The sequence below is a fragment of the Paracoccus sp. 22332 genome (assembly GCF_052045125.1).
GTDB lineage: Bacteria > Pseudomonadota > Alphaproteobacteria > Rhodobacterales > Rhodobacteraceae > Paracoccus > Paracoccus haematequi_A.
On record NZ_JBQEOI010000045.1, the window covers coordinates 1 to 22,100 of the forward strand.

Sequence of the window (22,100 nt, forward strand, 5' to 3'; positions counted from 1 at the left end):
AAGGAGAACAATCACGCCTTGACCACTGAATGACCGGAAATCCATAGTCAGAGGTGGCTCACTTCTCGATGGAAATGCCGGCTCAGTTCTGGGTGGAAATCAACAGTATCCCGTTTGCCAACGTAGCGCGCCGACAGCCAGAGGGTTGAAGCTGGCGAGCCATTCACCGAGGACGTCAGACGTGTTTCGAGATGCTGAATCGATGTATCTCAAGGGTACTCACTCCGGTCGGGGGATGTGGTACGAATAGCAGCCGCTTATGTTTGAGCACAAGCCGCAAGAGCTGGTGCGGGGGCTGCCTCAAGCCGGAAGTGGGCCGCGCCGGAGGGCCGCTTCAAGAAGACCTTCTCCGCGCGCTTGGTAGCATGCGTTTGCGTTGCGATGCGGTGGGTTTGATTTCAGTTCCATCTAACGAACACCCCCGTCGTCGAAGTGTCTGGAACACGATCCAAAACTAACAAGTGATTTCAATATCTTGCAAGTTATTCACCAAATTGGCGCAGTCATCAGGTCCGGAGAATGCTGGCCCTGAGAGACCGCTTCCGGGCCACCGCGCACCGGGGCCAGTGCTCAGCCCCACCCGCATAACCCTCCAAAACAACGAGAAAATCCTGCCGCAGCCGGATCAGGAGGTAAGCGTCCGGCGTCGCTGCTCTGCCGCGCATAGAGGGTGATCGATAGTGTCCACCATGGGATAGTGGACACTGTGGGTGCGTGATGGCGCGTCGGACGAAGCGGCTTTGGACGGACGAGGAGAAGCGGTCGATCTGTTCGCAGACGACGGCACCGGGCGTGTCCGTTGCGCGGGTGGCGCAGCGTTATGCGATGAATGCCAACGTGATCTTCAAGTGGTTGCGCGACCCGCGCTATGCGCCGGAGCCCTCGGCGGAGCCGGATGAGGCCTGTTTCCTTCCCGTCGAGATCGTCAATCGGCACATGCACGACGATGACGGAGCCGCCGCCGGTCCGGTGCCTGCGGCAGGCATGATCGAGATCGATACAGCGGGTGGCCACCGACTGCGGATCAGCGGAGCCTATGATCCGGAGGCGCTGGCCCGGCTGATCCGGGGCCTGTCCGGATGATCCCTGTCCCGGCAAACACCCGCGTGTGGCTGGCGGCAGGCGTGACAGACATGCGGCGCGGGTTCACGACACTTGCGGCACAGGCGGAGACAGTGCTGAAGCAGGACCCGTTCGCCGGACACATGTTCGTCTTCCGCGGTCGGCGCGGTGATCTGATCAAGATCATCTGGTGGGACGGCCAGGGCGCATGCCTGTTCAGCAAGCGCCTGGAGAAGGGTGGGTTCGTGTGGCCGTCGGCGAAGGAGGGCAAGGTTGCGCTGACGCCGGCGCAGTTGGCGATGCTGCTGGAAGGGATCGACTGGCGCCTGCCGCGGCGTAGCTGGAGGCCGCTCAAGGCCGGATAAACCGGGCGCGACAGCACGTTCAGGATTCCGGTTTCGCCCTTGTCTTGGTATGATTGGCCATGCTGGATGTGGCCAAATCCCTACCCGAAGACCCCGAGGAACTGCGGCGGTTCACAGCGCTTCTGCTGGCAGAAGTAAAGTCGCAGGCGATACTGATAGAGAAGCTGCGTCACCAACTCGCCGGTCACCAAAGCCATCGCTTTGGCACGTCGTCGGAGACCATCGAGCAGCTTCAACTGGCGCTCGAGGCAACCGAGATCTGTATCGCCAAGATGACTGCAAAACTGCGCCTGCCGGACGAGGAAGAGAAGGACAAGCCGAAGCGCCGTCCCATCCCCGATCACATCCCGCGCCAGGAGATAGAACTGACCACCGGCGACGAGGACTGTGCCCGCTGCGGCGGAACCCTTCGCCGCCTCGGCGAGGATGTGACCGAAGAGCTGGAGTATGTTCCCGGCCGGTTTATCGTGAACCGGATCGTCCGTCCCCGCCTGGCCTGTTCCGGCTGCGAGGCCTTCACACAGGCCCCTCTGCCATCCCGCCCGATCGAGCGTGGCCGTCCCGGCCCCGGCCTGCTGGCGCATGTTCTTGTCTCCAAATACGCCGACCATCTGCCGCTCTATCGCCAGAGCAAAATCTTTGAGCGCGAGGGGCTCGACCTTGACCGCTCGACGCTGGCGGATTGGGTCGGCAAGTCCACTGCGCTTCTGGAACCGCTCGCCGATGCCATCGGGCGGCATGTGCTGGACGGACAGGCAATCTTTGCGGATGACACGCCGGTCAAGATGCTGGCGCCCGGCACCGGCAAGACCGCGACGGCGCGGCTGTGGGCCTATGGGCGCGACGAGCGGCCTTGGGGCAGCGATGCCCCGCCCGCCAGTTGGTATCGGTTCTCGCCCGATCGGAAGGGCCAGCACCCCAAGGATCATCTCGCAGGTTACCGAGGCTGGATGCATGCCGATGGCTACGCCGGGTTCGAGGACATCTATCGGTCCAGCGACATCCACGAGATCGCGTGCATGGCCCATGTCCGGCGCAAGTTCGTCGACGTCCACAGAGCTCAGGGATCGGCCATCGCCGACGAAGCCATCTGGCGCATTGCGCAGCTCTATGCTGTCGAGAAGGAGGCGCGAGGATTGCCGCCAGATAGGCGCGTCGAGATCAGACAAGCCAGCGCGAAGTCGATCTTCGATGGTCTCGAAGCCTGGCTGAATGCCCAACTGTCCAGCATATCCGGCAAATCGCCACTGGCAGTTGCGATACGCTACGCCTTGACCCGCATGAAGCGGCTCCGATCATATCTCGACCACGGCATTCTGGAGCTGGATAACAATACGGCAGAGCGGGCAATGAGGTCAGTTGCTGTCGGAAGGAAGAACTATCTCTTCGTCGGCTCCCAGACCGGCGGCCGCGCTGCGGCCATTGCTTACACCTTGATCGAAACCGCCAAGCTGAACGACGTCGATCCTCAGGCTTGGCTGGCCGATACGCTGGCCTGCATTCCGGACTACAAGATCACGCGCATCGACGACCTGCTGCCGTGGCGTTGGCGGGCTGGCATCAAGAAGGACCCCTTGCCGACATGACCATCGCTCATCTGAAGATCACCCTCGAAGGCATTGCTCCCGTCGTGTCGCGGACCCTTGAAGTGCCGACCGACATCCGCCTCGACAGATTGCACCTGGTTATCCAGGGGGCGATGGGATGGGAGAACTGCCATCTCTACGAGTTCATGGCAGGTCAGGCCCGCTGGAGCCTGCCAGACCCGGACTTCGGCACCGACGCGTTGCCGGTCGCCAAAGCCAGGCTGGCCGATATCATTGACGCCGCCGGAACAACCCCAATCCGCTATGTTTATGACTTCGGAGATCACTGGGTTCATCTGATCGAGGCAACGATCATCGGTGACCCGATACCGGGCAACCTTTATCCCCGCTTGCTCGACGTCATCGGAAAATGCCCTCCCGAGGACGTCGGCGGCCTGCCCGGATACGAGAACTTCCTCAGCGCCATCAGCAACCCCAAACATCCTGACCACGAAGAACTGACGGAATGGGCGGGCGAGCCGTTCGATCCACATCTCCCGGACGCTGATGAGCTCCGCCTCGATGTTCTCAAGCTTGCAAAGAAATGGAAGCCGAGAACCACCTGAGCGGCTTCACCGGACGGTTACATCAGGAGAACGCTTTCGCTGGGGCAAGTGGCGGAGGGAATGGGCCTGATATCCAACCTTCTCTGGAAGACCTGCCTTCTGACAGGTCGCCGTTCTCCTGGGCGATCCAGCTTCCCTGCAGGCCTACCAGTAGAGCCCAAGGCGATGGAACCGAGGCGGTCTCCCTCCCAGCGGTATCCTTGTGGTCGGGTAGCCGACAAGGGCGGGAATCGGGCTCGTGCGCCCCATGACCAGGTCCCGGAGGCGGCGGATTCGGCTTTCGGTCGGGGGATGCGTCCTGAGCAACGAGGGCTCCGGAATGCGGCGGCCGGGCAGAAGGATCTCCTCCCAGAACCGACCGACCCGGCGTTCGAGCTTGACGAGCGCGCGCACGAGCCCCTCCGGATCGCCGGTCAGCTCTGCGGCGGCGCGGTCGGCGTCGTACTCGCGCGTCCGCGAAAGGCCGAGTTGGACCAGCGCCATGAGGGTGGGCGCGAAGACAAGGAGAATCACGACATGCCAAGGCACATGGACCATGCCTGCCAGGACCAGAGGCAGGTTGAGGAGTAGAAGCAACTGTCCGAGCCAGCTTGCCAGCGAGACGAGGCGCGACATCATGTCTGCGAGGCTCATGATCCACAGGTCGCGGTTGGCGATATGCCCGATCTCATGCGCCAGAACCGCGGCGAGTTCTCGGCCGTCGAGCAGGTCGAGCAGCCCGTCGGTGACGCAGATGGCGCTGTCCTCGGGACTGCCCAGGGCGAAGGCGTTCGGCAGCCGGCTCGGCACGCGATAAAGCGCCGGCGCGCGCTGCAGCCCGGCCCTGCGGGCGAGTTCGGCCAGGGCCGCGACGAGACTGGGGGCATCACGACCGGTGAGCCGCTGCGCCTGATAGGCCGAGAGGAGCAGCCGGCGTGGCAGCGCGGGCGCAAACAGGAGACCCCCGACCATCGCGAGCGCCATGAGGAGACCGGTCTCGGGTCCGACGATCGCTGTCACCGCGATCCAGGCGATCGCGGCCATGAGCCCGAGCAGCAGCGCCGATTGCACGAAATTGAGCAGGCGGTGGCTGGCGGAGGCCGCGGTCATCGCGTCTCGTGGCCTCCGAGTTCGCGCCGGTCCTGATCGCGCACCAGCCAGTGGACAGCGCCGAGCGCAAGCGCCGCGCCCGCGAGTGCGGCAATCTTGGATGATTCCGTCTCGCCGAGGTCCAGGATGATGAATTTGCGCGCGATGGCGAGGAGCGCGATCAGCACGATCGTGCGGACCTGGAGGATCCCGAAGCTGCGTTCGGTCGCAACAAGAAGGGAGCGCTTGAACTCGAGTGCGATCACCACAGTGAAGATCATGCCGAACACCACCTGGAAGGTGGCGTAGTCGAGAGTGTCGAATGCCCCCAGAACCAAGCGGTTCACGACTTCGCGCGTCAGCGCCCAGACCGACGCCACGACGATCGCCGCAATGATGACGCTGAGGACGAAGATGACAACTTGCTCGAACTTCTCGTAGAGCGTCATCGCCGACCATTGTTCACGGGTCAGCCCGGATGGTTTCAGGTCTTTCATCAGTACCCCTCGAAGTTCCCCCCGAATAGACAAGCTCTCCCTGGCTTCGCCGCAGACCGGGATCATTCGGGAATTCTTTACCTGCGATGGAGCCAGGAACCAATTGTTATGTGTCGAGAACCGGGACTCTGGGCCCAGACTATCGATCGTTCCTCAGTCTTCCTGCGAAAGAGCCCCGCCGCTGGTCTCGTTTGCGGCGGGGCTCCATTAGAGGTTCTCTTTTAGTTGAAGATGCGCGTTCGAAGTTCCTCGAACCGGGTCGCAATCGTTTCGAAGATCCCTCCGGTATCCTCCTGCGCCTCAATCTGACGGTCCAACTCATCCAGCGCCTCATGCAGATCCTCGAAATCGCTTTCGCGGCCGTAGCCGAGCGCTTCGGCGATTTTGAGTTCCTGGCGTGCCGCCTCAACATAGTCGGCGGCCGTCAGATCGGCATCTTCAGTAGCGGCTTTATCTTCAGTAGCGGCCTTGTCGTTTGCCGCCTCACCGTCGTCATTGAGCAGAGCTTTGGCCTTCTCGATCATCGCTACGGCTCTGAGCGGAGGCAGGGCGACCACTGTGTCGGTCACCGCCTGGGTGCTCAGTGCGGCGTTGAGTACCGTCATTGCTTCGTCGGTCTTTCCGTCATCAAGCAGTGCCGTCGCTGCAAGGATCGCGTCGGGATAGGTCGCAAGCGGAAGGCTGGTTGTCCGGATGACAACCTCGGACGCGAACCCGCTCAGCAGCGGTCTCGCTTCCTGGAACTTCCCATCGTCGACCAAGTCCTCGATCTGTTTGCCGAGTTCTCGGACGGCTTCGACGCTGCCCAGAACGTCATAGGTGATATGATCGATCCGTACGGGCGCCAAAGCGAGATCCGGTTCACGCGCGACGACGGTCTCGAGCTTCCCCGTGGCCAACGCGAGCGCAGCAATCGCCGCATCTATATCGCCCTTCTCGATCGCGGCGATCGCAGCGTTCGTTTCATGGAGCGCGTCGACCGCCTCCTGGATCACGGCGGTGCGTTTATCGGCGAGCTGTGAATCGGTTTCGGCGGTCACGCTCTCTTCGACCTGCTCCCGGTTGACCGCCTGCGCTTCAGCTTCCGCCTGAGCCGTATCCTGAGACCAGGAAGGGCCGGCGCTGACAATCAGCAGGGCCAAAGCTGTTCCCGCGTAAAGATTCCTGAGTTTCATCAGTCTGTTCCTTTCGGCTTTGATTGGTTCTACGGCGGTTTCGCCGCAGAGTTGGCACGATCAATGCCCGGATCAGGCCTCCTTGACCGCGATTTTCCTGACCTTGGCTTGCGCCTCGGGAGTCTGGGGCAGCTTGATCGTCAGAACCCCGTTCTTGAAGGAGGCTTGCGCCTTTTCGCCATCCACACCGGGGGGGAGCGGAATTGTCCGGTAGATCGCGCCGTAGCTGCGCTCGGAGAGGTAGTATCCCTTTTTCTCCTCCTGGCGCTCGATCTTCTTCTCCCCCTTCACAGTCAACATGTCATTGTTGACCGTCACCTCGATGTCCTTCATCTCCATGCCCGGCAGCTCGATCGACACTTCGATCGCGTTGTCGGTCTCGACCACGTCGGATTTCGCCTCGCCGCTGCCCCAGGGCCATTCGAACTGACCGACCCGGTTCCAGAAGTTCTCGAACACATGGTTCATTTCGCGCTGGAGCGTCGCGATCGGGCTGTCTTCGCTGCTCTTGGCGTCTGGCGCGCCGTCCTTGCGCGCCCAGGGGATCAGGTCCTTGATCTGCATGATGGTGTCTCCTTCGGTTTTCAGGCGCCCTTGACGGCGATCTTTTTCGGCTGCGCTTCAGGGGCTCGGGGGAGCGTCAGGGTGAGGACACCTCCGCGCATCTCGGCTTCGATCCTGTTGGGGTCGAAGTCCTCGGAAAGCGTGAAGGCCCTCTCGAAATCGCCCTCGCCATATTCGGCATAGGCAAGTTCGAGGTTTTCCGGCCGCACCGGGTCAACTTTGCCGCGGATCGTCAACACACGATTTTCGAGTGTGATCTCGACCGCATCGGCGGCGACCCCAGGCATTTCAAGCATCATGGAGACACCCTGATCGGTCTCGACGATATCGGTCAACGGGCGGTAGATGCGTCCGCCGCCGGTGGTCTCGGGCGAGTCGGTCGGCGTCTTTTCGGCGGCTTGCGTGATGTCGGTGCTCATCGTTCCAGCTCCTCTCAGGCTGCCTTGATCTCGATTTTCTTCGGCTTTTCTTCCTCGGGCCGGGAGATGACGATCCGCAATACGCCGTTCGTCATCCTCGCCTCGACCTTGTCATCCGAGGCCGCGAACGGCAGGCGGATAGTGCGGGAAAACCTGCCGAAACTGCGTTCGTTGCGGTGCCAGCGCGCACCGTCGGGAACCTCGGGCGCCTTGCGTTCGCCCGAAAGCGTCAGGACGTTGTCCTTGACCGAAATTTCAATGTCGCCCGGTTCGATGCCGGGAAGTTCAGCGGCGATGGCAACGGCCTCAGGGCCTTGCCAGACATTCACCGCCGGGAACGCCGCGCGGGCCGGCGGCCAGAAACCGCGGTCGAGATCGCGCATCATGGAGCGCATCAGCGCAAAGGGATCGCTGCGGCGCAGATATGTCGGGTAGAGCATTACTGGCCTCCTGTTGCTGATCGATGCCCCCGAACCGTCGGCATGGAGGGACCGGGCAACGGTGCCGGCTGGATGTCGGTTCGGAGACCACCCATCAAGATAGGCGGTTCCATTTATTATGCAAGCATATATGATGCGTGCATTGCACTTTGGATGGAGTGCGGTCTATCCTGTTTCTCATGCAGACGGAGGAAAGATACCCTTGATCACTTCTGATCTCGCCCTGATCGGGACGACAATCCACCGGGTCGCGCAGCTCATCCAGCAGCGGATCGACAACGAGATTGGCGACAGCGGCCTGACCCGCCTGTCCTGGATGGGGGCGGCACATGTCGAGGATTCGCCCGGGCTGACCATCGGCGATCTGGCCGGGCGGCTGGAGGTGGGCCGGGCCACTGCGGGCCAGCTCGTCGATCGCATGGTCCGGGGCGGCTGGGTCGAGCGGTCGCCCTCGCTCGACGACAGGCGGTCGCAGATCGTCACCGCAACGTCGAAGGCCCGGGCGATGCTGGAGGAACTCGCGCCGCGGCAATCGGCGCTCGAACATGAAATCCTGCAGGATCTGTCGGCAGACGAAAGGCGCATCCTGCTGGCGCTGCTCGAGCGGATCAGGGCGCGGCTCGGGCGCCAGTGAAAGGGACAAGCGGCATGGAAAGGAAGACCGAATATAACATCTGGTACTGGGTGGTGGCTTTCATAGCCGTGATCTTCATCCAGGATCTGATCGCCGGCTGGCAATCCGTGGCTCCCATCAGCTACAGCCAATTCGAAACCTATCTCGAGGACGGCAGGGTCGCGTCGGTCGCGGTCGGGTCAGACACCATCACCGGCACCTTCACCGAACCCGTCGACGGCAAGAGCCAGTTCGTGACGACGGTCGTGGATCCCGCGATCCTGCAGCGGATCGACCGCTCCGGCGTCGAGATCACGGGCGTTCCTCAGAATACTTTTTTCGGCACACTGATTTCCTGGGTGGCGCCAGCGCTTGTCTTCTTCGGAATCTGGATGCTGCTGTTCCGCAAGTTCGCCGACAAGCAGGGTTTTGGCGGCTTCATGCAGGTCGGCCGCAGCAAGGCCAAGGTTTACATGGAAAAAGAAACCGGCGTCAGCTTCGCCGACATGGCCGGTGTGGACGAGGCCAAGGCCGAGCTCGAGGAGGTCGTGGAGTTCCTCAGGAACCCCGCCGAATACGGAAAGCTGGGCGCACATATCCCCAGAGGCATATTGCTCGTCGGGCCGCCGGGCACCGGCAAGACGCTTCTGGCGCGCGCGGTGGCAGGCGAGGCGGGCGTGACCTTCTTTTCGATCTCGGGCTCCGAGTTCGTCGAGATGTTCGTGGGCGTCGGTGCCGCACGGGTGCGCGACCTCTTCGAGCAGGCCCGGAAATCGGCCCCGGCAATCATCTTCATCGACGAACTCGACGCTCTTGGGAGGGCGCGCTCCTCCGGCCAGATCGCCGGTGGCCATGATGAGCGTGAGCAGACGCTGAACCAGCTTCTGACCGAGCTCGACGGCTTCGACCCTTCAGTGGGCATCGTGCTCCTGGCCGCCACCAACCGACCCGAGATCCTCGACCCCGCGCTTCTGCGCGCGGGCCGCTTCGACCGGCAGGTGTTGGTGGATCGGCCCGACAAGAAGGGGCGCATCCAGATCCTGGGCGTGCACATGAAGAAGGTGAAGCTCGCCCCGGACGTCGATGCCGAGAAGGTCGCAGCGCTTACTCCCGGCTTTTCCGGGGCGGACCTCGCCAATCTCGTCAACGAGGCAGCATTGCTCGCCACGCGGCGGAAGGCTGATGCGGTGACGATGGACGACTTCAACAATGCGGTGGAACGCATCATCGCCGGGTTGGAAAAGAAGAACCGCGTGCTCAATCCGCGCGAACGCGAGATCGTGGCGCATCATGAGATGGGGCACGCGCTGGTGGCGATGGCTCTGCCGGGGGTGGACCCGGTGCACAAGGTCTCGATCATACCGCGCGGGATTGGCGCGCTCGGCTACACCATCCAGCGCCCGACCGAGGACCGCTTCCTGATGACGCGGGAGGAACTCGAGAACAAGATCGCAGTCCTGCTTGGCGGGCGCGCGGCAGAGAAGATCATCTACGATCATGTCTCGACTGGGGCGGCGGACGATCTGGTCAAGGCGACCGACATCGCCCGCGCCATGGTCGCGCGGTACGGGATGGACGAAGACCTCGGGCATGTCAGCTACGACACCGATCGGCCCGGCTTTCTCGGCACCGGCGATCAGGCGTCCTGGCTCAACCGCCGCTACAGCGAGGCCACGGCCGAGCGAATGGACCTAAAGGTGCGCGACATCGTGGATGGCGTGTTCAAGCGCACTCTCACCCTTCTTGAATCCAATCTGGATCTTCTCGAGCAATCGGCGCAGGATCTCCTGCAACGAGAGACCCTGGACGAGCCCGATCTTGTGGCAATTGGGTCCAAGCTGAAACGAACGGAAGCGGTCGCTGCGTGACACTGTCACTGGCGCAGATGATCGGCGAACAACCCTGACTGGATAATGAAAACGGAGAAGACGAATGGCAAACGGAGCTTGCGATATTTGCGGTCGCCCGGCGACGGCGCGCGTGCGCGCCTCGGTGAACGGCAAAGTTCAGAACATGGAGCTGTGCGATCAGCATTACAGCGAAATGGCGCGCCGGTCGGGGCGCAGCGCCTCGCCGCTGGAGTCCCTGTTCGGACGGCGTTCGCTTCTTGACGAATTCTTCGGCGAGAGCGGTTTCGGCAGCCTCTTTGGTGACAGTCCGCTGCGAGGCGGCACGCTCGGCTCCATGGGTGACGGCGATGACGCTGTCGTCGACGCCACTTTCGGCGAGGGCGCGCCGCGGCGTGGATCGCGGCGCGGCGGCGGACGCACCATCGCCGACCGGCTGAGCGAACAGGGCAACAAGCTGCTGCAGGATGCCGCACAGAAGGCCGGGGAATTCGGGCGCAGCGAGGTCGATACCGAACATCTGCTTCTGGCATTGACCGCGTCTGACGTCGTCAAGACGATCCTGGAGCAGTTCAAGGTCGATGTGGACGATCTGCGGCGCCAGATCGACAAGGAAGCGAAGCGTGGAGACGCCAAGACGGAAGGCGAAATCGGCGTCAGTCCTCGCCTGAAGGACGCGCTGAACCGGGCCTTCATCGCCTCGAACGAACTCGGCCATTCCTATGTCGGTCCCGAGCACCTTCTGATCGGCCTTGCCGAGGAAGGTGATGGCCTGGCCGCGTCGATCCTGCGCAAATACGGATTGACGCCGCAGGCGCTTCGCCAGCAGGTGACCAAGGTCGTGGGCAAGGGTGCCGAGGAAGGCCGCGTGGAGGCGCCTTCCAGCACGCCCGATCTTGACCAGTTCAGCCGTGACCTGACGAAGCTCGCCCGCGAGGGCAAGCTCGATCCCGTCATCGGCCGCGCCCGCGAGATCGAGACGACGATCGAAGTGCTGGCCCGCCGGAAAAAGAACAACCCGGTGCTGATCGGCGAGCCCGGCGTGGGCAAGACCGCCATCGTCGAGGGACTTGCACAACGGATCGTCGCGGGCGAAGTGCCCGAGGCGCTGCGCGACAAGCGGCTGGTCGAGCTCAACATCAACTCGATGGTGGCCGGGTCGAAGTATCGCGGCGAGTTCGAGGAGCGAGTCCAGAAGATCCTCAAGGAGATCACCGAGGAGAAGGACAGCCTGATCCTGTTCATCGACGAGATCCACACCATCGTCGGCGCCGGCCAAGGCGGTGGCGAAGGTGGTCTCGACATCGCCAACACCTTCAAGCCGGCGCTGGCGCGGGGCGAGCTGAACCTGATCGGCGCGACGACGCTCAACGAGTACCAGAAATACATCGAGAAGGACGCGGCGCTCGAGCGACGGTTCCAGCCGGTTTATGTCGAGGAACCCACGATAGCTCAGGTCATCATGATCCTGCGCGGCCTGCGCGACACGCTGGAGGCGCACCACAAGGTGACGATCACCGACGAGGCCATCATCGCCGCCGCGGAGCTTTCGGATCGCTATATCACCGGTCGCTTCATGCCCGACAAGGCGATCGACCTGATCGATCAGGCAGCCGCGCGGGTGAAGATCAGCGCCACGGCGCGCCCCGTGGACGTCCAGGAGCTGGAAGCCGAGGTCGCGCAGATCAAGCGCGAACAGGACTATGCCGCAGCCCGCAAGCAATTCGACCGGGCAGCGGAACTGAAGAAGGAGCTGGAGCAGAAGCAGAAGGAACTGGACGAGCTTCTGGAAATCTGGAAGCGCGACCAGGCTTCGGCGACCGCCGAGGTGCGCGCCGATCACGTCGCGCAGATCGTCTCCAAGATCACCGGCGTTCCGGTCACGGAGCTGACCACCGAGGAGAAGGACAAGCTCCTCAAGCTCGAGGAGAAGCTGCACGAGCGCGTCATCGGCCAGGAAGAAGCGATCCGCGCCGTGGCCGATGCGGTGCGCCTGGCGCGTGCGGGTCTGCGCGAAGGTTCCGGTCCGACTGCGACCTTCCTGTTTCTCGGGCCAACCGGGGTTGGCAAGACGGAACTGGCCAAGACGCTCGCCGAGGTGATCTTCGGCGACCAGGATGCGATGATCCGTATCGACATGTCGGAGTATGGCGAGCGCCACTCGGTTGCCCGGCTGGTTGGCGCACCTCCGGGCTACGTCGGATACGACGAAGGCGGGCAACTGACCGAGAAGGTGCGCCGCCGGCCCTATTCGGTGGTGCTGCTCGACGAGATCGAGAAGGCGCATCCGGATGTCTACAACATCCTGCTTCAGGTGTTCGACGATGGCCGCCTGACAGATGGCAAGGGCCGCGTGGTGGACTTCACCAACACCATCATCATCGCAACCTCGAACCTCGGTTCGGATATCATCCAGCGCAACCTTACGAAACGCGGCACCAGGGAGTTCGACGAGGCCAAGCAGAAATCCGAACTGATGGAGGTGTTGCGCGGTCATTTCCGGCCAGAGTTCATCAACCGGATCGACGAGATCATCGTCTTTCATTCGCTGAATCAGTCGGAGATCCGCCAGATCGTCGAGTTGCAGCTCAACCGGGTGAAGCGGACCGCCCTTACCCAGGGCGTCGAACTCGAATTCGACGTGAGCGTCGTGGATCACTTCGGCGCGGCCGGCTTCCGCCCCGAATTCGGCGCCCGCGAGCTGCGCCGGCTGATCCGGTCGGAGTTGGAGACCGAGTTGGCTCGCGAACTGCTCTCGGGGCGGATCGAGGATGGTGACAAGGTCCGCGTCGCCTGGTCAGCGGACGAACAGAAGGTCGTGTTCGAAAAGATGGCAAGGGACACCGGTGACGACAGCCCGGACGATCCGGCCCAAGCCGGGATCGGCGAGTCCAGCGCAGTTGCCGATAACAAGGCGGACGCTCTGACGCCCAGCGTTGGGGATGAGGTGCAGTCCAAGGACGACAAGTCCGCCGAGTGACAGCGCAAAAGACTGGCCCGGCGCGATATCGGTCGCGCCGGGCCATCTCTTCGGAGAGTTATAGGAAGGTCCACGGCATGAACGTCATCAGATCATTCCGCAATCTCGACCGGCACGGCCAACAGCGCGCGCCTGAGGTCATCGAGGAAGAGGTGCGGCAACTTGAACCGCACCTTGCGCGCTTTCGCGAGGATCTGGTCCGGCTCGAAGTCGTTGCCTCGCAGACGAGGGGCAAGACGCGCATCCAGGTCAGCCTGCGCCTGCAACTGCCGTCGGGCGTGATCGCGGCGCGGGAAGATGGATTCGAGATCGAGCCTGTCCTGCGCAAGGCCTTTGCCGACCTGCGCCACCAGGTCGATCGGCATGTGGCGCGCCTCAAGCACGAGTCTGAATACAAGCGTCCCGCCCGCCGGCGCCGGATCGGCGCCCCGCTGCCGCCCGCGCGGGATGCGGCGGAAGCGGACCGGCGCCAACTCTTCTTCGACCTGATCGAGGATCATCTCGATACGATCTATGACACCGTCAGGCGCGAGTTGACCTATCTCGAGTGTAGCGGATCGGTACCGAAGGGATATCTGAGCGTTCGCGGTCTCTTCGATGCGACGATCCTCAAGGGGCTGGCCCGCTTCGAGGATCGGCCTTCGGAGTTTTCCGTCGGCGACTGGCTGAAACGGCTGGCTTTTGAGACCATCGAGGAAGAATCCCGCGCCGCCCGCCGCGCCGTGCCTGAGGATGCCGCCTCCATCGAGGCGGAACCCGAGGCCCCGGCGGAGGATCCGACCGAGGCGGATCAGGCGATGTTCGAGTTCTACCAGCCCGACGAAGTGCTGATGCTGGAGGACCTCATCGCCGACGACGGCGGTACAGACCCCGAGACCGAAGTGGATCGTCATGATATCGCCATGGCACTGCACCGGGCTATCGCAGATCTTGCTCCGGTCGAGCGCCGCGTCCTGTATCGGATGTACCTGGAAGACGCCACGATCGCGGAGACGGCGCACCTCCTGGGTCTCACTGAGGCGGAAGTGTTGAAGATTGCAGAGAACGCGGCGGAGACACTGCGCGGCACGCTGGTCGAAGCCGGGTTGATCGGCGAGGCATCGGGGCGCGCGCCCGTGGAAAAGGAAATTGCCCGGACGCAGTGTCTGCCTCAACCGGTCGAGGACCGCCGTCGCGTGGCGGCCGCCCTGGCCGGCGCGGAGACAATCGGCACTACTGAGTTGAAACCTAAACAGGAGATGGACCAATGACGACAACCTCTGCAAACCAATCCGACACGATGCAGGACATGCTGTGCAGCCTGTCCGGGAACTGGTGGCTGTTCGTGCTGCGCGGTGTCCTGGCGCTGGTGATCGCGGTTCTCGCCTTCCTCATGCCTGCGGAGTCGCTGCTTGCTCTGACGCTGGTCTTCGGCGCTTTCGCCTTCGCCGATGGCGTGTTCGGCCTCGTCGCCGCCGTCCGCAACATCCGCGGGGGCGATCGCTGGGGCTGGCTGATGTTCAGCGGCATTCTGGGGATCGCCACGGGGGTCGTCGTGGTCTTCTCGCCGTTCGTGGCGACGCTTGTGCTTGCGACATTCCTCTGGGCCAGCATCGCCTTCTGGTCCGTGTTCTCGGGTGCCCTCGAGATCGCGGCAGCGATCCGCCTGCGAAAGGAAATCAACGGCGAAATCTGGCTGATCCTGAGCGGCCTTCTCTCGGTCGTTCTCGGTGTCGTCGTGACCTGGATGCTGCTGACGCGCCCGGTCGAAAGCTTCCTCGCGCTCGGCTGGCTGATCGGCTTCTACGCCGCGGTCTTCGGGGTGATGATGATCCTCCTCGGGCTACGGCTTCGCAAGGCGGATCGTTCGGACGGTGCGGCCTTCGATGACGCTCCCCCATCGGCAAAGGCGTGAGGTGCCCTGTGGTGGATGACGGGCGACTTGCCGGCGAGGAGCACGATTTCACCCGATGGGACGAAACGATCTTCGACCGTTGCCTGAGCACCGGCTTCAATCCGTTCGGCAGCGGTCCGACGCCAATCTTCCTGCGGCACCGGGACGCAGAGGCGCCGGACGCCGATGCAAAGCCGTGCATGCCACCTGACACCGAAAATGCGAGGTGCTGATGTCGAACCGCCTGCCTGACTTGGCATTTGCTGCTGCGGCCGCTGCCTTGGGCATCGGCATCGTTTTCGTTTTTCGTTCGATGTATCTTGCCGAAGACATACTGCCTTTCGCGCAGGAGATGACGCTCATCTTCCTCGGCGCTGTCGTGACGATCATTCTGACCGCGGCGCTTCTCAATCGCCAGACCGATCTCGAGCTTCGCAAGGAAGGAAGGGTCATCATCCTCCAGCAGCAATGCGACATTTACATGGCCTGCATCGAGAAGGTCGCAGAGATCGTGGAAACCGCAAGGCACGATGCGAAGCTGATCGATGAACTGCGTGTTCTCAGCCACAAGCTTGCTGTGGTCGCGAGTGCAGGGGTCGTGTCCAGCTTCGAGCAGGTACTAGAGAGCTTGCAGTCCGGTTTTGCTGACGGCACGCTCTCGGACGGGGACGGAGAGGGCGTGATGAATGCCGTCGCCGATCTTACGATAGCGATGCGGTCGGACGTCCTGCACGCTGCTGCCTTTCCTTCGCAGAACACCGAACGCGCCGTTCGCCTGAATTCGAGGCGAATGGAAAAACTCGACGATCTCGAACGTCACCTTCTCGTATCCACCGACACCCGGGAGAACTGATATGCGCGGCCATAATCGTCCACCATTCCCGCCGAAAATTCCCGGAACCGATCTGCCATCCTGGGACGTGCCGACCGCGATCATCTACCGCCCGGCGCGTTCCGCGATGACATCGGCGCCCCGGCCCAGCTACTGGGTTCTCGAGTTCGAGCCGTCCCGGCCGCCGCAGATCGAGCCGCTGATGGGATGGACGGCAAGCGGCGATCCCTATCGTCCGATCCGGCTGAAGTTTCCGGATCGCGACAGCGCCGTGGACTTCGCAGAGCGGCAGGACTGGCATTATGTCGTGCGCGAGGACGCTGGGGGGGCCCGGATGGCGAACCCGTGGGCGGGGGAGACGCGCCACCGGCTGCACAAGGGCGTCGATGCTCCGGGAGCCTTCCGGGTCCCGTTCCGCCCCGATCGCCGCCTCTCAAGAGGCGTCCAGCATGAGAGCACGGCCGACCCGTCTACCAGCGACAGGGAGAGTTTCGATCCGGTCCTCGAAGCCTCGCTCGAATCCTTCCCCGCCTCTGATCCTCCGGCGTGGACGGGTGTGGCAATTGCAAGAAAGACGACGTGATGACGGCCAGCTGCATGCGCTCGGGGAAATGAGATGTTTCCATGGGCCGATACCGTTGCTCGCAGATACCCCCCGTGGCCGTCTGGTCAGTCGTCGGGATCAGCCTTCTCGCTTTCCTCTACCAGAGCGGCTTGCCGCCGCGTGCGCTCAACCGGTTCCTGTTCGACTTCGCGCTGGTGCCGTCGCGCGTCTTCGGTCAGCTCCGCCTCGTCGCCCCGTCCGACTGGACCCCGTTCCTGACCAACATCTTCCTGCACGGGGGCTGGGTGCATCTCATCTTGAACATGTGGACGCTCTGGATCTTCGGCCCCGCCGTCGAAGATCGGCTCGGACCGGGTAGATTCACACTGTTCTATCTGTTCTGTGGTGTGGCGGCCGGACTGGCTCACGCGCTGGCGAACCCCCACTCAGTCGTTCCCGCGCTTGGCGCATCGGGGGCCATCGCGGGCGTGATCGGTTGCTACGCACGCATGTTTCCGGCGGCGCGGCTGGTCGTGATCGTGCCGATCCTGGTCATTCCCCTCTTCTTCGAAGTGCGCGCGGTCATTTTCGCGATGATCTGGTTCGTCATGCAGGTCGTTCCCGTTTTCCTGTCGCTCGGCAGCGATCCGGCCACGGGCGGGGTTGCCTGGTGGGCGCATATCGGCGGGTTTCTCGCCGGTTGGTTTGTAACGCCACTCCTGCGAAGGCGCGCCGACGTCTATCGCCACTATTATCGCGACGAGGGCATCTATGGCTTTCTGCCGGATGGCCGACGGGAAGGAGGATAAGGTCCATGGACGTAACGCAGCTTTTCTGGCTGTTCTTCATCTTCTCGGCGCTGCAGCCGGCTCTGCAGCGCAGATATCTTGAGGCGATGCGCGCACGCAAGATCGCCAGTATCGAGAAGAAGCGTGCCAGTCGCGTCATCCTGCTGATCCATCGGCAGGAGACGATGAACCTGCTGGGATTCCCCTTGATGCGCTACATTGACGTCAATGATTCAGAAGAAGTCCTGCGCGCGATCCAGATGACCGACGATGAAGTGCCACTCGACATCGTGCTGCATACACCGGGCGGCCTTGTGCTGGCGGCGACCCAGATTGCCCGCGCCATTCAGGGCCACAAGGGCAAGGTCACCGTGTTCGTGCCGCATTACGCGATGTCGGGCGGCACGTTAATCGCGCTTGCCGCCGACGAAATCGTGATGTGCGAGCATTCCGTGCTGGGACCCGTCGATCCGCAGCTTGGCCAGTTGCCTGCTGCCTCGCTCCTCAAAGTCGTCGAGGAGAAACCCATCGCCGAGATCGACGACCAGACTCTCATCATGGCCGACGTCGGTCGCAAGGCCATTGCGCAGATCGAGGCATTCGCGAAACGTCTTTTGTCCGACAAGATGGACGAGAACCGCGCGGCGGCGCTGGCGGCGAAGCTGGCGACAGGCACCTGGACCCACGATTATCCCATCTCTGCCGAAGAGGCCCACGACATGGGCCTGCCCGTCGGAACGGACATGCCCGAGGAAATACTGGAGCTGATGACGCTCTATCCGCAGCCGGTTCGGCGCCAGGGCGGTGGCGTGGAATACCTGCCCGAGCCGCGGCAGCGAGAGGCCCGCCGCGCCATATCCACGCGCTGAACGCTTGCATCATTCGGCCGCCGAGCCCGGATCGTCAACGAAAGGATACAGGATGCCCACGGTCGCTTGCCCGCACTGCAACTCCACCAACAGAGTGCCGCAAGAGCGCCTGACCGATAATCCCAATTGCGGACGCTGCGGCGCGCCTCTCTTTCAAGGCAGGCCCGTCACGCTCACCGCGGCTAATTTTGACCGCCACGCGAATGCCGAACTGCCAATGCTGGTCGATTTCTGGGCTGAGTGGTGCGGGCCATGCAAGATGATGGCGCCCCAATTCGAGGCGGCGGCGCAGTCGCTCGAACCCCATGTCCGCCTGGGCAAGCTCGACACCGAGGCCGAACAGCAGATTGCCGGCCGCTACGGGATCCGCGGCATCCCCACCATGATCCTGTTCAGGAGCGGCAAGGAAATCGCGAGGACGAGCGGTGCAATGCCTGCCGCGCAGATAGCGCAGTGGGCGCGCTCGCACGTCTAGAGTTTACAGGTATTGGCCTTCCCTGCGCCATGCCATCAGGAGAAGAACATGCATGGCGTGACCGGATTTGTCGAAAGTGCGGCCTTGTTGGTCTTTGCCGCGTTCGTGCTCGTGACGATATGTTCACGGATCGGCGTGCCCAGCATTGTCGGTTACATTCTTGCCGGCATAGTCATCGGACCTGCCGGCCTCGGCCTGATTGCCGAAAACGCTGCCCTCAGCAGCATCGGCGAGATCGGAGTGGTACTCCTGCTGTTCGCTCTTGGCCTGGAATTCTCGTTCGAGAAGCTCGTAACGCTCAGGAAGCATGTCTTCGGTCTTGGAGCCGCGCAGGTTGGAGTCACCACGATATCGGTATCGTTGATAGCGAGTCTGATCTTCGATCTCGCGCCCGTCCCCGCAATCCTCATCGGCGGGGCCGTTGCCATGTCATCCACGGCCATGTGCCTCAAGGTGCTCGCAAGCGCGCACGCTTTGGGATCGGCCCAAGGACGCCTGGCCATTGCGGTGCTTCTGTTTCAAGACTTGGCAGCTGTCGCATTCCTGCTTCTGCACGATTCGATGAGCGGAGCCGCCGAAGGGTATGGCGTGATAACGGTCGTCGCCAGTGCAACGGCATTGGTTGCAGCTCTGTTCATTGCCCGTGGCCCGTTACAGTTGCTGGCCCGTTGGGTAGCGTCGCGTGGCGATCCGGAACTTGCCCAGCTTCTCGCGCTCACCATTGCATTAGGGTCTGCGATTGTCGCGGCCACCGCCGGCCTTTCTCCGGCACTCGCCGCATTCGCGGCCGGGATGATCATCGGCGAGGGTGACGCGCGCCATGCTGTCGAGAACGAGATACGGCCTTTCCGCGATCTGTTTGTCGGGATATTCTTCGTCGGCATCGGAACGCAATTGCCACTCTGGATCATCCCGTATGCGTGGCCAGTCGTGCTGAGCTGGCTCGCGATCATTTTCGCGGGCAAGACGCTGATTGTTTTGGTCGTCGCCCGAATATTCGGCGAGTCGCTTCAGACCGCATGGAGGACTGGGATCATTCTGGCCCACGGAGGAGAATTCAGCCTGATGCTGCTGTCGGCTTCCTCGACATCGGGCATTGTTGCAGAGGAATTCGCTGGTCCTTTACTCCTCGCGATTGGCATGAGCATGCTGGCCGGGAGTGTTATGGTCAGATGGGCGGGGCTAAAGGTTTAGTGTGGTCAACATCAAGACAACTATATTTCTCAGATTACTGAGAGCACGCCCGAGCCTGATCCCGCATGACGCTGTAGTCGGAGTGTTGATTTCCACCCAGAACTGAGCCGGATAGGCTCGTAATTTCCACTGAGAATTGAGCCATGTGAACCTTTCCCCAAAGCGATGAGCGGCGGGGGTAACGGGAGTGATCCACATGGGACTTTTGAACATCATTCGACGCATGCACTTGCGGCAGAAGCTGTCGGTCCGCGAGATCGCGCGGCGCACCGGTTTGTCGCGCAACACGATTACGAAGCACCTGGCGGCAGACACGATCGAGCCGAAGTTCGCCACGCCGGATCGCCCGAGCAAGCTTGATCCTTTCGCCGAGAAGCTGGCCGGCTGGCTGAAGACGGAGGCCGGCAAGTCGCGCAAGCAGCGGCGGACGCTGAAGCAGATGCATGCCGATCTGGTCAAGCTGGGCTTCACCGGCTCCTACGGCCGGGTTGCGGCCTTTGCGCGGCAATGGCGCACAGATCGCCAGCGGGAACAGCAGACCACGGGCCGCGGCACCTTCGTTCCGCTGTCTTTCCGACCGGGAGAGGCCTTCCAGTTCGACTGGAGCGAAGACTACGGCCATCTGACGGACGAGCGCACCAAGCTTCAGATGGCGCATATCAAGCTGTCGCACAGCCGGGCCTTCCTGTTGCGCGCCTATCCGCTGCAGACCCACGAGATGCTGTTCGATGCCCATTGGCACGCGTTCCGTGTGTTCGGCGGCGTGCCTGAACGCGGCATCTACGACAACATGAAGACGGCAGTGGATCGTGTGGGCCGTGGCAAGGAGCGGCAGGTCAACCTCCGCTTCCTCGCCATGGCCAACCACTATGTCTTCGAGCCGGAGTTCTGCAATCCGGCAGCGGGTTGGGAGAAGGGACAGGTCGAGAAGAACGTTCAGGACTCCCGCCATCAGGTCTTACAAGGGATGCCGGGCTTTCCCGACCTTGCCATGATGAACACCTGGCTGGAACAGCGCTGCCTGGAGGTGTGGCAAGAGACCCCGCACGGCACGCTGCCCGGCACCATCGCCGATGTCTGGGCTGAGGAGCGGGCCGCATTGATGCCGTTGCCGCCGGCCTTTGACGGCTTCATCGAACTCAGCAAGCGCGTCTCGCCCACCTGCCTGATCAGCTTCGAGCGCAATCGCTACAGCGTTCCGGCATCCTTTGCGAACCGACCCGTCAGCCTGCGGATCTATCCGGACCGGCTGGTCGTGGCGGCCGAGGGCAACATCCTGTGCGAACATTGCCGCATCATCCAGCGCAGCCACAAGCTGCCACCGCGGACGATCTATGACTGGCGGCATTACCTGGCTGTTCTTCAGCGCAAGCCCGGGGCGTTGCGCAATGGCGCGCCCTTTGCCGAGTTCCCGCCTGCCTTCCGGCAGTTGCAGGAGCAGATGCTGCGCAAACCCGGCGGTGATCGGGAGATGGTCGACATCCTTGCCCTGGTTCTTCAGCACGACGAACAGGCCGTGCTGACGGCGGTGGAGTTGGCCCTGGCCGAGGGCGTGGCGACCAAGACCCATGTGCTGAACCTGTTACACCGGCTGGTCGATGGCAAGGTCATTGGCGGGCCGCCCCTCGATACCCCGCAGGCCCTGGCCCTGCGCCGTGAGCCAAAGGCCAATGTGGAGCGCTATGACGGCCTGCGCACCCAAGCTGCAGGAGGCCGTCATGCGTCATGATCCTGCCAGCGGCGCCATCGTCATCATGCTTCGCAGCCTGAAGATGCATGGCATGGCGCAGGCCGTGACGGACCTGATCGAGCAAGGGGCGCCGGCCTTTGACGCAGCCGTGCCGATCCTGTCTCAACTGCTGAAAGCCGAACTGGCCGAGCGCGAGGTCCGCTCCATCGCCTATCACATGAAGGCCGCACGCTTCCCCGCCTACAAGGACCTCTCGGGCTTCGACTTCTCAGCCAGCGAGATCAACGAAGCCACAGTCCGGCAACTCCACCGCTGCGAGTTCATGGACGGGGCCCAGAACATCGTCCTGATCGGCGGCCCGGGCACGGGGAAGACCCACATCGCAACCGCCCTCGGCGTCCAGGCCATCGAGCATCACCGCCGCAAGGTCCGCTTCTTCTCCACCATCGAACTGGTCAATGCCCTGGAACAGGAAAAGGCCAAGGGAAAGGCCGGGCAGATTGCCGAAAGCCTGACCCGCCTCGATCTCGTGATCCTCGATGAACTGGGATACCTGCCCTTCAGCGCCTCGGGCGGGGCGCTGCTCTTCCATCTGCTGAGCAAGCTCTATGAGCGGACCAGCGTCATCATCACCACCAACCTCAGCTTCAGCG

General features: G+C 62.7%; 23 protein-coding genes. 17 read left to right on the forward strand and 6 right to left on the reverse strand.

Annotated elements, in window-relative coordinates; translation table 11 throughout:
* Positions 1-717 precede the first annotated feature (717 nt).
* Genes tnpA through ACTJI6_RS20725 form a run of 4 tightly spaced genes read left to right on the forward strand, consistent with a single transcriptional unit; the run spans position 718 to position 3,579 of the window.
* Entirely contained in the window at positions 718-1,083 is a 366-nt protein-coding gene (tnpA, locus tag ACTJI6_RS20710; protein WP_440803313.1) for an IS66-like element accessory protein TnpA, read from the forward strand.
* Positions 1,080-1,427 carry an IS66 family insertion sequence element accessory protein TnpB gene (gene tnpB / locus ACTJI6_RS20715; RefSeq protein WP_440803315.1) on the forward strand — a complete coding sequence of 116 codons (348 nt, stop codon included), beginning with the start codon at positions 1,080-1,082 and terminating at the stop codon, positions 1,425-1,427. Before tnpA ends, tnpB begins: the two co-directional genes overlap by 4 nt.
* Before the next feature lie 59 nt (positions 1,428-1,486).
* Positions 1,487-3,013 (forward strand): IS66 family transposase, encoded by a 1,527-nt coding sequence (gene tnpC / locus ACTJI6_RS20720; RefSeq protein WP_440803316.1) that lies wholly within the window; start codon positions 1,487-1,489, stop codon positions 3,011-3,013.
* A complete protein-coding gene (locus tag ACTJI6_RS20725) occupies positions 3,010-3,579 on the forward strand; it encodes a plasmid pRiA4b ORF-3 family protein (protein WP_440803318.1) in 570 nt (189 codons plus the stop codon). Before tnpC ends, ACTJI6_RS20725 begins: the two co-directional genes overlap by 4 nt.
* A 144-nt stretch (positions 3,580-3,723) precedes the next feature.
* On the opposite strand, the gene ACTJI6_RS20730 is transcribed toward ACTJI6_RS20725, so the two are convergent.
* The 6 genes from ACTJI6_RS20730 to ACTJI6_RS20755 all read right to left on the reverse strand — a co-directional run bounded on the left by ACTJI6_RS20730 (position 3,724) and on the right by ACTJI6_RS20755 (position 7,742).
* Positions 3,724-4,668: a zinc metalloprotease HtpX gene (locus ACTJI6_RS20730; RefSeq protein WP_400176413.1), complete on the reverse strand. Its 945-nt coding sequence runs from the start codon at positions 4,666-4,668 to the stop codon at positions 3,724-3,726.
* Entirely contained in the window at positions 4,665-5,144 is a 480-nt protein-coding gene (locus ACTJI6_RS20735) for a phosphate-starvation-inducible PsiE family protein (RefSeq protein WP_440803319.1), read from the reverse strand. The genes ACTJI6_RS20730 and ACTJI6_RS20735 overlap by 4 nt, the downstream gene beginning before the upstream one ends.
* Positions 5,145-5,365: 221 nt before the next feature.
* Complete coding sequence (locus ACTJI6_RS20740) at positions 5,366-6,319, reverse strand: YfdX family protein (protein WP_440803320.1); 954 nt, start codon at positions 6,317-6,319, stop codon at positions 5,366-5,368.
* A 72-nt stretch (positions 6,320-6,391) separates the two neighbouring features.
* Positions 6,392-6,883, reverse strand: a complete 492-nt coding sequence (locus tag ACTJI6_RS20745) for an Hsp20/alpha crystallin family protein (protein ID WP_440803322.1) — start codon at positions 6,881-6,883, stop codon at positions 6,392-6,394.
* Between the two features lie 20 nt (positions 6,884-6,903).
* Positions 6,904-7,302: an Hsp20/alpha crystallin family protein gene (locus tag ACTJI6_RS20750; RefSeq protein ID WP_028713488.1), complete on the reverse strand. Its 399-nt coding sequence runs from the start codon at positions 7,300-7,302 to the stop codon at positions 6,904-6,906.
* A 14-nt stretch (positions 7,303-7,316) separates the two neighbouring features.
* The gene (locus ACTJI6_RS20755; RefSeq protein ID WP_072493527.1) at positions 7,317-7,742 is read right to left on the reverse strand and encodes an Hsp20/alpha crystallin family protein; all 426 of its coding nucleotides are present in this window, start codon (positions 7,740-7,742) and stop codon (positions 7,317-7,319) included.
* 202 nt (positions 7,743-7,944) lie between these two features.
* On the opposite strand from ACTJI6_RS20755, the gene ACTJI6_RS20760 reads away from it, so the two are divergent.
* From ACTJI6_RS20760 to istB, 13 genes are all read left to right on the forward strand, one after another.
* On the forward strand, positions 7,945-8,376 hold the full coding sequence (locus ACTJI6_RS20760) for a MarR family winged helix-turn-helix transcriptional regulator (protein ID WP_024845974.1): 432 nt from the start codon (positions 7,945-7,947) through the stop codon (positions 8,374-8,376).
* 14 nt (positions 8,377-8,390) lie between these two features.
* Positions 8,391-10,223, forward strand: a complete 1,833-nt coding sequence (ftsH, locus tag ACTJI6_RS20765; protein ID WP_440803326.1) for an ATP-dependent zinc metalloprotease FtsH — start codon at positions 8,391-8,393, stop codon at positions 10,221-10,223.
* Positions 10,224-10,287: 64 nt separating this feature from the next.
* A complete protein-coding gene (locus ACTJI6_RS20770) occupies positions 10,288-13,182 on the forward strand; it encodes an ATP-dependent Clp protease ATP-binding subunit (RefSeq protein ID WP_440803327.1) in 2,895 nt (964 codons plus the stop codon).
* A 77-nt stretch (positions 13,183-13,259) separates the two neighbouring features.
* Positions 13,260-14,432, forward strand: a complete 1,173-nt coding sequence (locus tag ACTJI6_RS20775) for an RNA polymerase sigma factor (RefSeq protein WP_440803328.1) — start codon at positions 13,260-13,262, stop codon at positions 14,430-14,432.
* A complete protein-coding gene (locus ACTJI6_RS20780) occupies positions 14,429-15,076 on the forward strand; it encodes an HdeD family acid-resistance protein (protein ID WP_440803329.1) in 648 nt (215 codons plus the stop codon). The genes ACTJI6_RS20775 and ACTJI6_RS20780 overlap by 4 nt, the downstream gene beginning before the upstream one ends.
* 211 nt (positions 15,077-15,287) lie before the next feature.
* Entirely contained in the window at positions 15,288-15,908 is a 621-nt protein-coding gene (locus ACTJI6_RS20785) for a hypothetical protein (RefSeq protein ID WP_037094075.1), read from the forward strand.
* Between the two features lies 1 nt (position 15,909).
* The gene (locus ACTJI6_RS20790) at positions 15,910-16,470 is read left to right on the forward strand and encodes an NADH dehydrogenase ubiquinone Fe-S protein 4 (protein WP_440803330.1); all 561 of its coding nucleotides are present in this window, start codon (positions 15,910-15,912) and stop codon (positions 16,468-16,470) included.
* Between the two features lie 41 nt (positions 16,471-16,511).
* Positions 16,512-17,240 (forward strand): rhomboid family intramembrane serine protease, encoded by a 729-nt coding sequence (locus ACTJI6_RS20795; protein WP_440803331.1) that lies wholly within the window; start codon positions 16,512-16,514, stop codon positions 17,238-17,240.
* 5 nt (positions 17,241-17,245) lie between these two features.
* Positions 17,246-18,088 carry an SDH family Clp fold serine proteinase gene (locus tag ACTJI6_RS20800; RefSeq protein WP_440803333.1) on the forward strand — a complete coding sequence of 281 codons (843 nt, stop codon included), beginning with the start codon at positions 17,246-17,248 and terminating at the stop codon, positions 18,086-18,088.
* A gap of 52 nt (positions 18,089-18,140) precedes the next feature.
* Entirely contained in the window at positions 18,141-18,563 is a 423-nt protein-coding gene (gene trxC / locus ACTJI6_RS20805; RefSeq protein ID WP_440803334.1) for a thioredoxin TrxC, read from the forward strand.
* 48 nt (positions 18,564-18,611) lie between these two features.
* Complete coding sequence (locus ACTJI6_RS20810) at positions 18,612-19,757, forward strand: cation:proton antiporter domain-containing protein (protein ID WP_440803336.1); 1,146 nt, start codon at positions 18,612-18,614, stop codon at positions 19,755-19,757.
* Positions 19,758-19,953: 196 nt separating this feature from the next.
* The gene (istA, locus tag ACTJI6_RS20815) at positions 19,954-21,486 is read left to right on the forward strand and encodes an IS21 family transposase (RefSeq protein WP_440797346.1); all 1,533 of its coding nucleotides are present in this window, start codon (positions 19,954-19,956) and stop codon (positions 21,484-21,486) included.
* Positions 21,476-22,100 (forward strand): IS21-like element helper ATPase IstB (istB, locus tag ACTJI6_RS20820; RefSeq protein ID WP_440797344.1); only part of this gene is annotated, 625 nt, incomplete at its 3' end. The genes istA and istB, both read left to right, overlap by 11 nt.

What these genes read in the sequence shown, in the direction of transcription:
- tnpA (WP_440803313.1), top strand. Translation starts at nt 718, where the DNA reads ATGGCGCGTCGGACGAAGCGGCTTTGGACGGACGAGGAGAAGCGGTCG.
- tnpB (WP_440803315.1), top strand. Translation starts at nt 1,080, where the DNA reads ATGATCCCTGTCCCGGCAAACACCCGCGTGTGGCTGGCGGCAGGCGTG.
- tnpC (WP_440803316.1), top strand. Translation starts at nt 1,487, where the DNA reads ATGCTGGATGTGGCCAAATCCCTACCCGAAGACCCCGAGGAACTGCGG.
- ACTJI6_RS20725 (WP_440803318.1), top strand. Translation starts at nt 3,010, where the DNA reads ATGACCATCGCTCATCTGAAGATCACCCTCGAAGGCATTGCTCCCGTC.
- ACTJI6_RS20730 (WP_400176413.1), bottom strand. Translation starts at nt 4,668, where the DNA reads ATGACCGCGGCCTCCGCCAGCCACCGCCTGCTCAATTTCGTGCAATCG.
- ACTJI6_RS20735 (WP_440803319.1), bottom strand. Translation starts at nt 5,144, where the DNA reads ATGAAAGACCTGAAACCATCCGGGCTGACCCGTGAACAATGGTCGGCG.
- ACTJI6_RS20740 (WP_440803320.1), bottom strand. Translation starts at nt 6,319, where the DNA reads ATGAAACTCAGGAATCTTTACGCGGGAACAGCTTTGGCCCTGCTGATT.
- ACTJI6_RS20745 (WP_440803322.1), bottom strand. Translation starts at nt 6,883, where the DNA reads ATGCAGATCAAGGACCTGATCCCCTGGGCGCGCAAGGACGGCGCGCCA.
- ACTJI6_RS20750 (WP_028713488.1), bottom strand. Translation starts at nt 7,302, where the DNA reads ATGAGCACCGACATCACGCAAGCCGCCGAAAAGACGCCGACCGACTCG.
- ACTJI6_RS20755 (WP_072493527.1), bottom strand. Translation starts at nt 7,742, where the DNA reads ATGCTCTACCCGACATATCTGCGCCGCAGCGATCCCTTTGCGCTGATG.
- ftsH (WP_440803326.1), top strand. Translation starts at nt 8,391, where the DNA reads ATGGAAAGGAAGACCGAATATAACATCTGGTACTGGGTGGTGGCTTTC.
- ACTJI6_RS20770 (WP_440803327.1), top strand. Translation starts at nt 10,288, where the DNA reads ATGGCAAACGGAGCTTGCGATATTTGCGGTCGCCCGGCGACGGCGCGC.
- ACTJI6_RS20775 (WP_440803328.1), top strand. Translation starts at nt 13,260, where the DNA reads ATGAACGTCATCAGATCATTCCGCAATCTCGACCGGCACGGCCAACAG.
- ACTJI6_RS20780 (WP_440803329.1), top strand. Translation starts at nt 14,429, where the DNA reads ATGACGACAACCTCTGCAAACCAATCCGACACGATGCAGGACATGCTG.
- ACTJI6_RS20785 (WP_037094075.1), top strand. Translation starts at nt 15,288, where the DNA reads ATGTCGAACCGCCTGCCTGACTTGGCATTTGCTGCTGCGGCCGCTGCC.
- ACTJI6_RS20790 (WP_440803330.1), top strand. Translation starts at nt 15,910, where the DNA reads ATGCGCGGCCATAATCGTCCACCATTCCCGCCGAAAATTCCCGGAACC.
- ACTJI6_RS20795 (WP_440803331.1), top strand. Translation starts at nt 16,512, where the DNA reads ATGGGCCGATACCGTTGCTCGCAGATACCCCCCGTGGCCGTCTGGTCA.
- ACTJI6_RS20800 (WP_440803333.1), top strand. Translation starts at nt 17,246, where the DNA reads ATGGACGTAACGCAGCTTTTCTGGCTGTTCTTCATCTTCTCGGCGCTG.
- trxC (WP_440803334.1), top strand. Translation starts at nt 18,141, where the DNA reads ATGCCCACGGTCGCTTGCCCGCACTGCAACTCCACCAACAGAGTGCCG.
- ACTJI6_RS20810 (WP_440803336.1), top strand. Translation starts at nt 18,612, where the DNA reads ATGCATGGCGTGACCGGATTTGTCGAAAGTGCGGCCTTGTTGGTCTTT.
- istA (WP_440797346.1), top strand. Translation starts at nt 19,954, where the DNA reads ATGGGACTTTTGAACATCATTCGACGCATGCACTTGCGGCAGAAGCTG.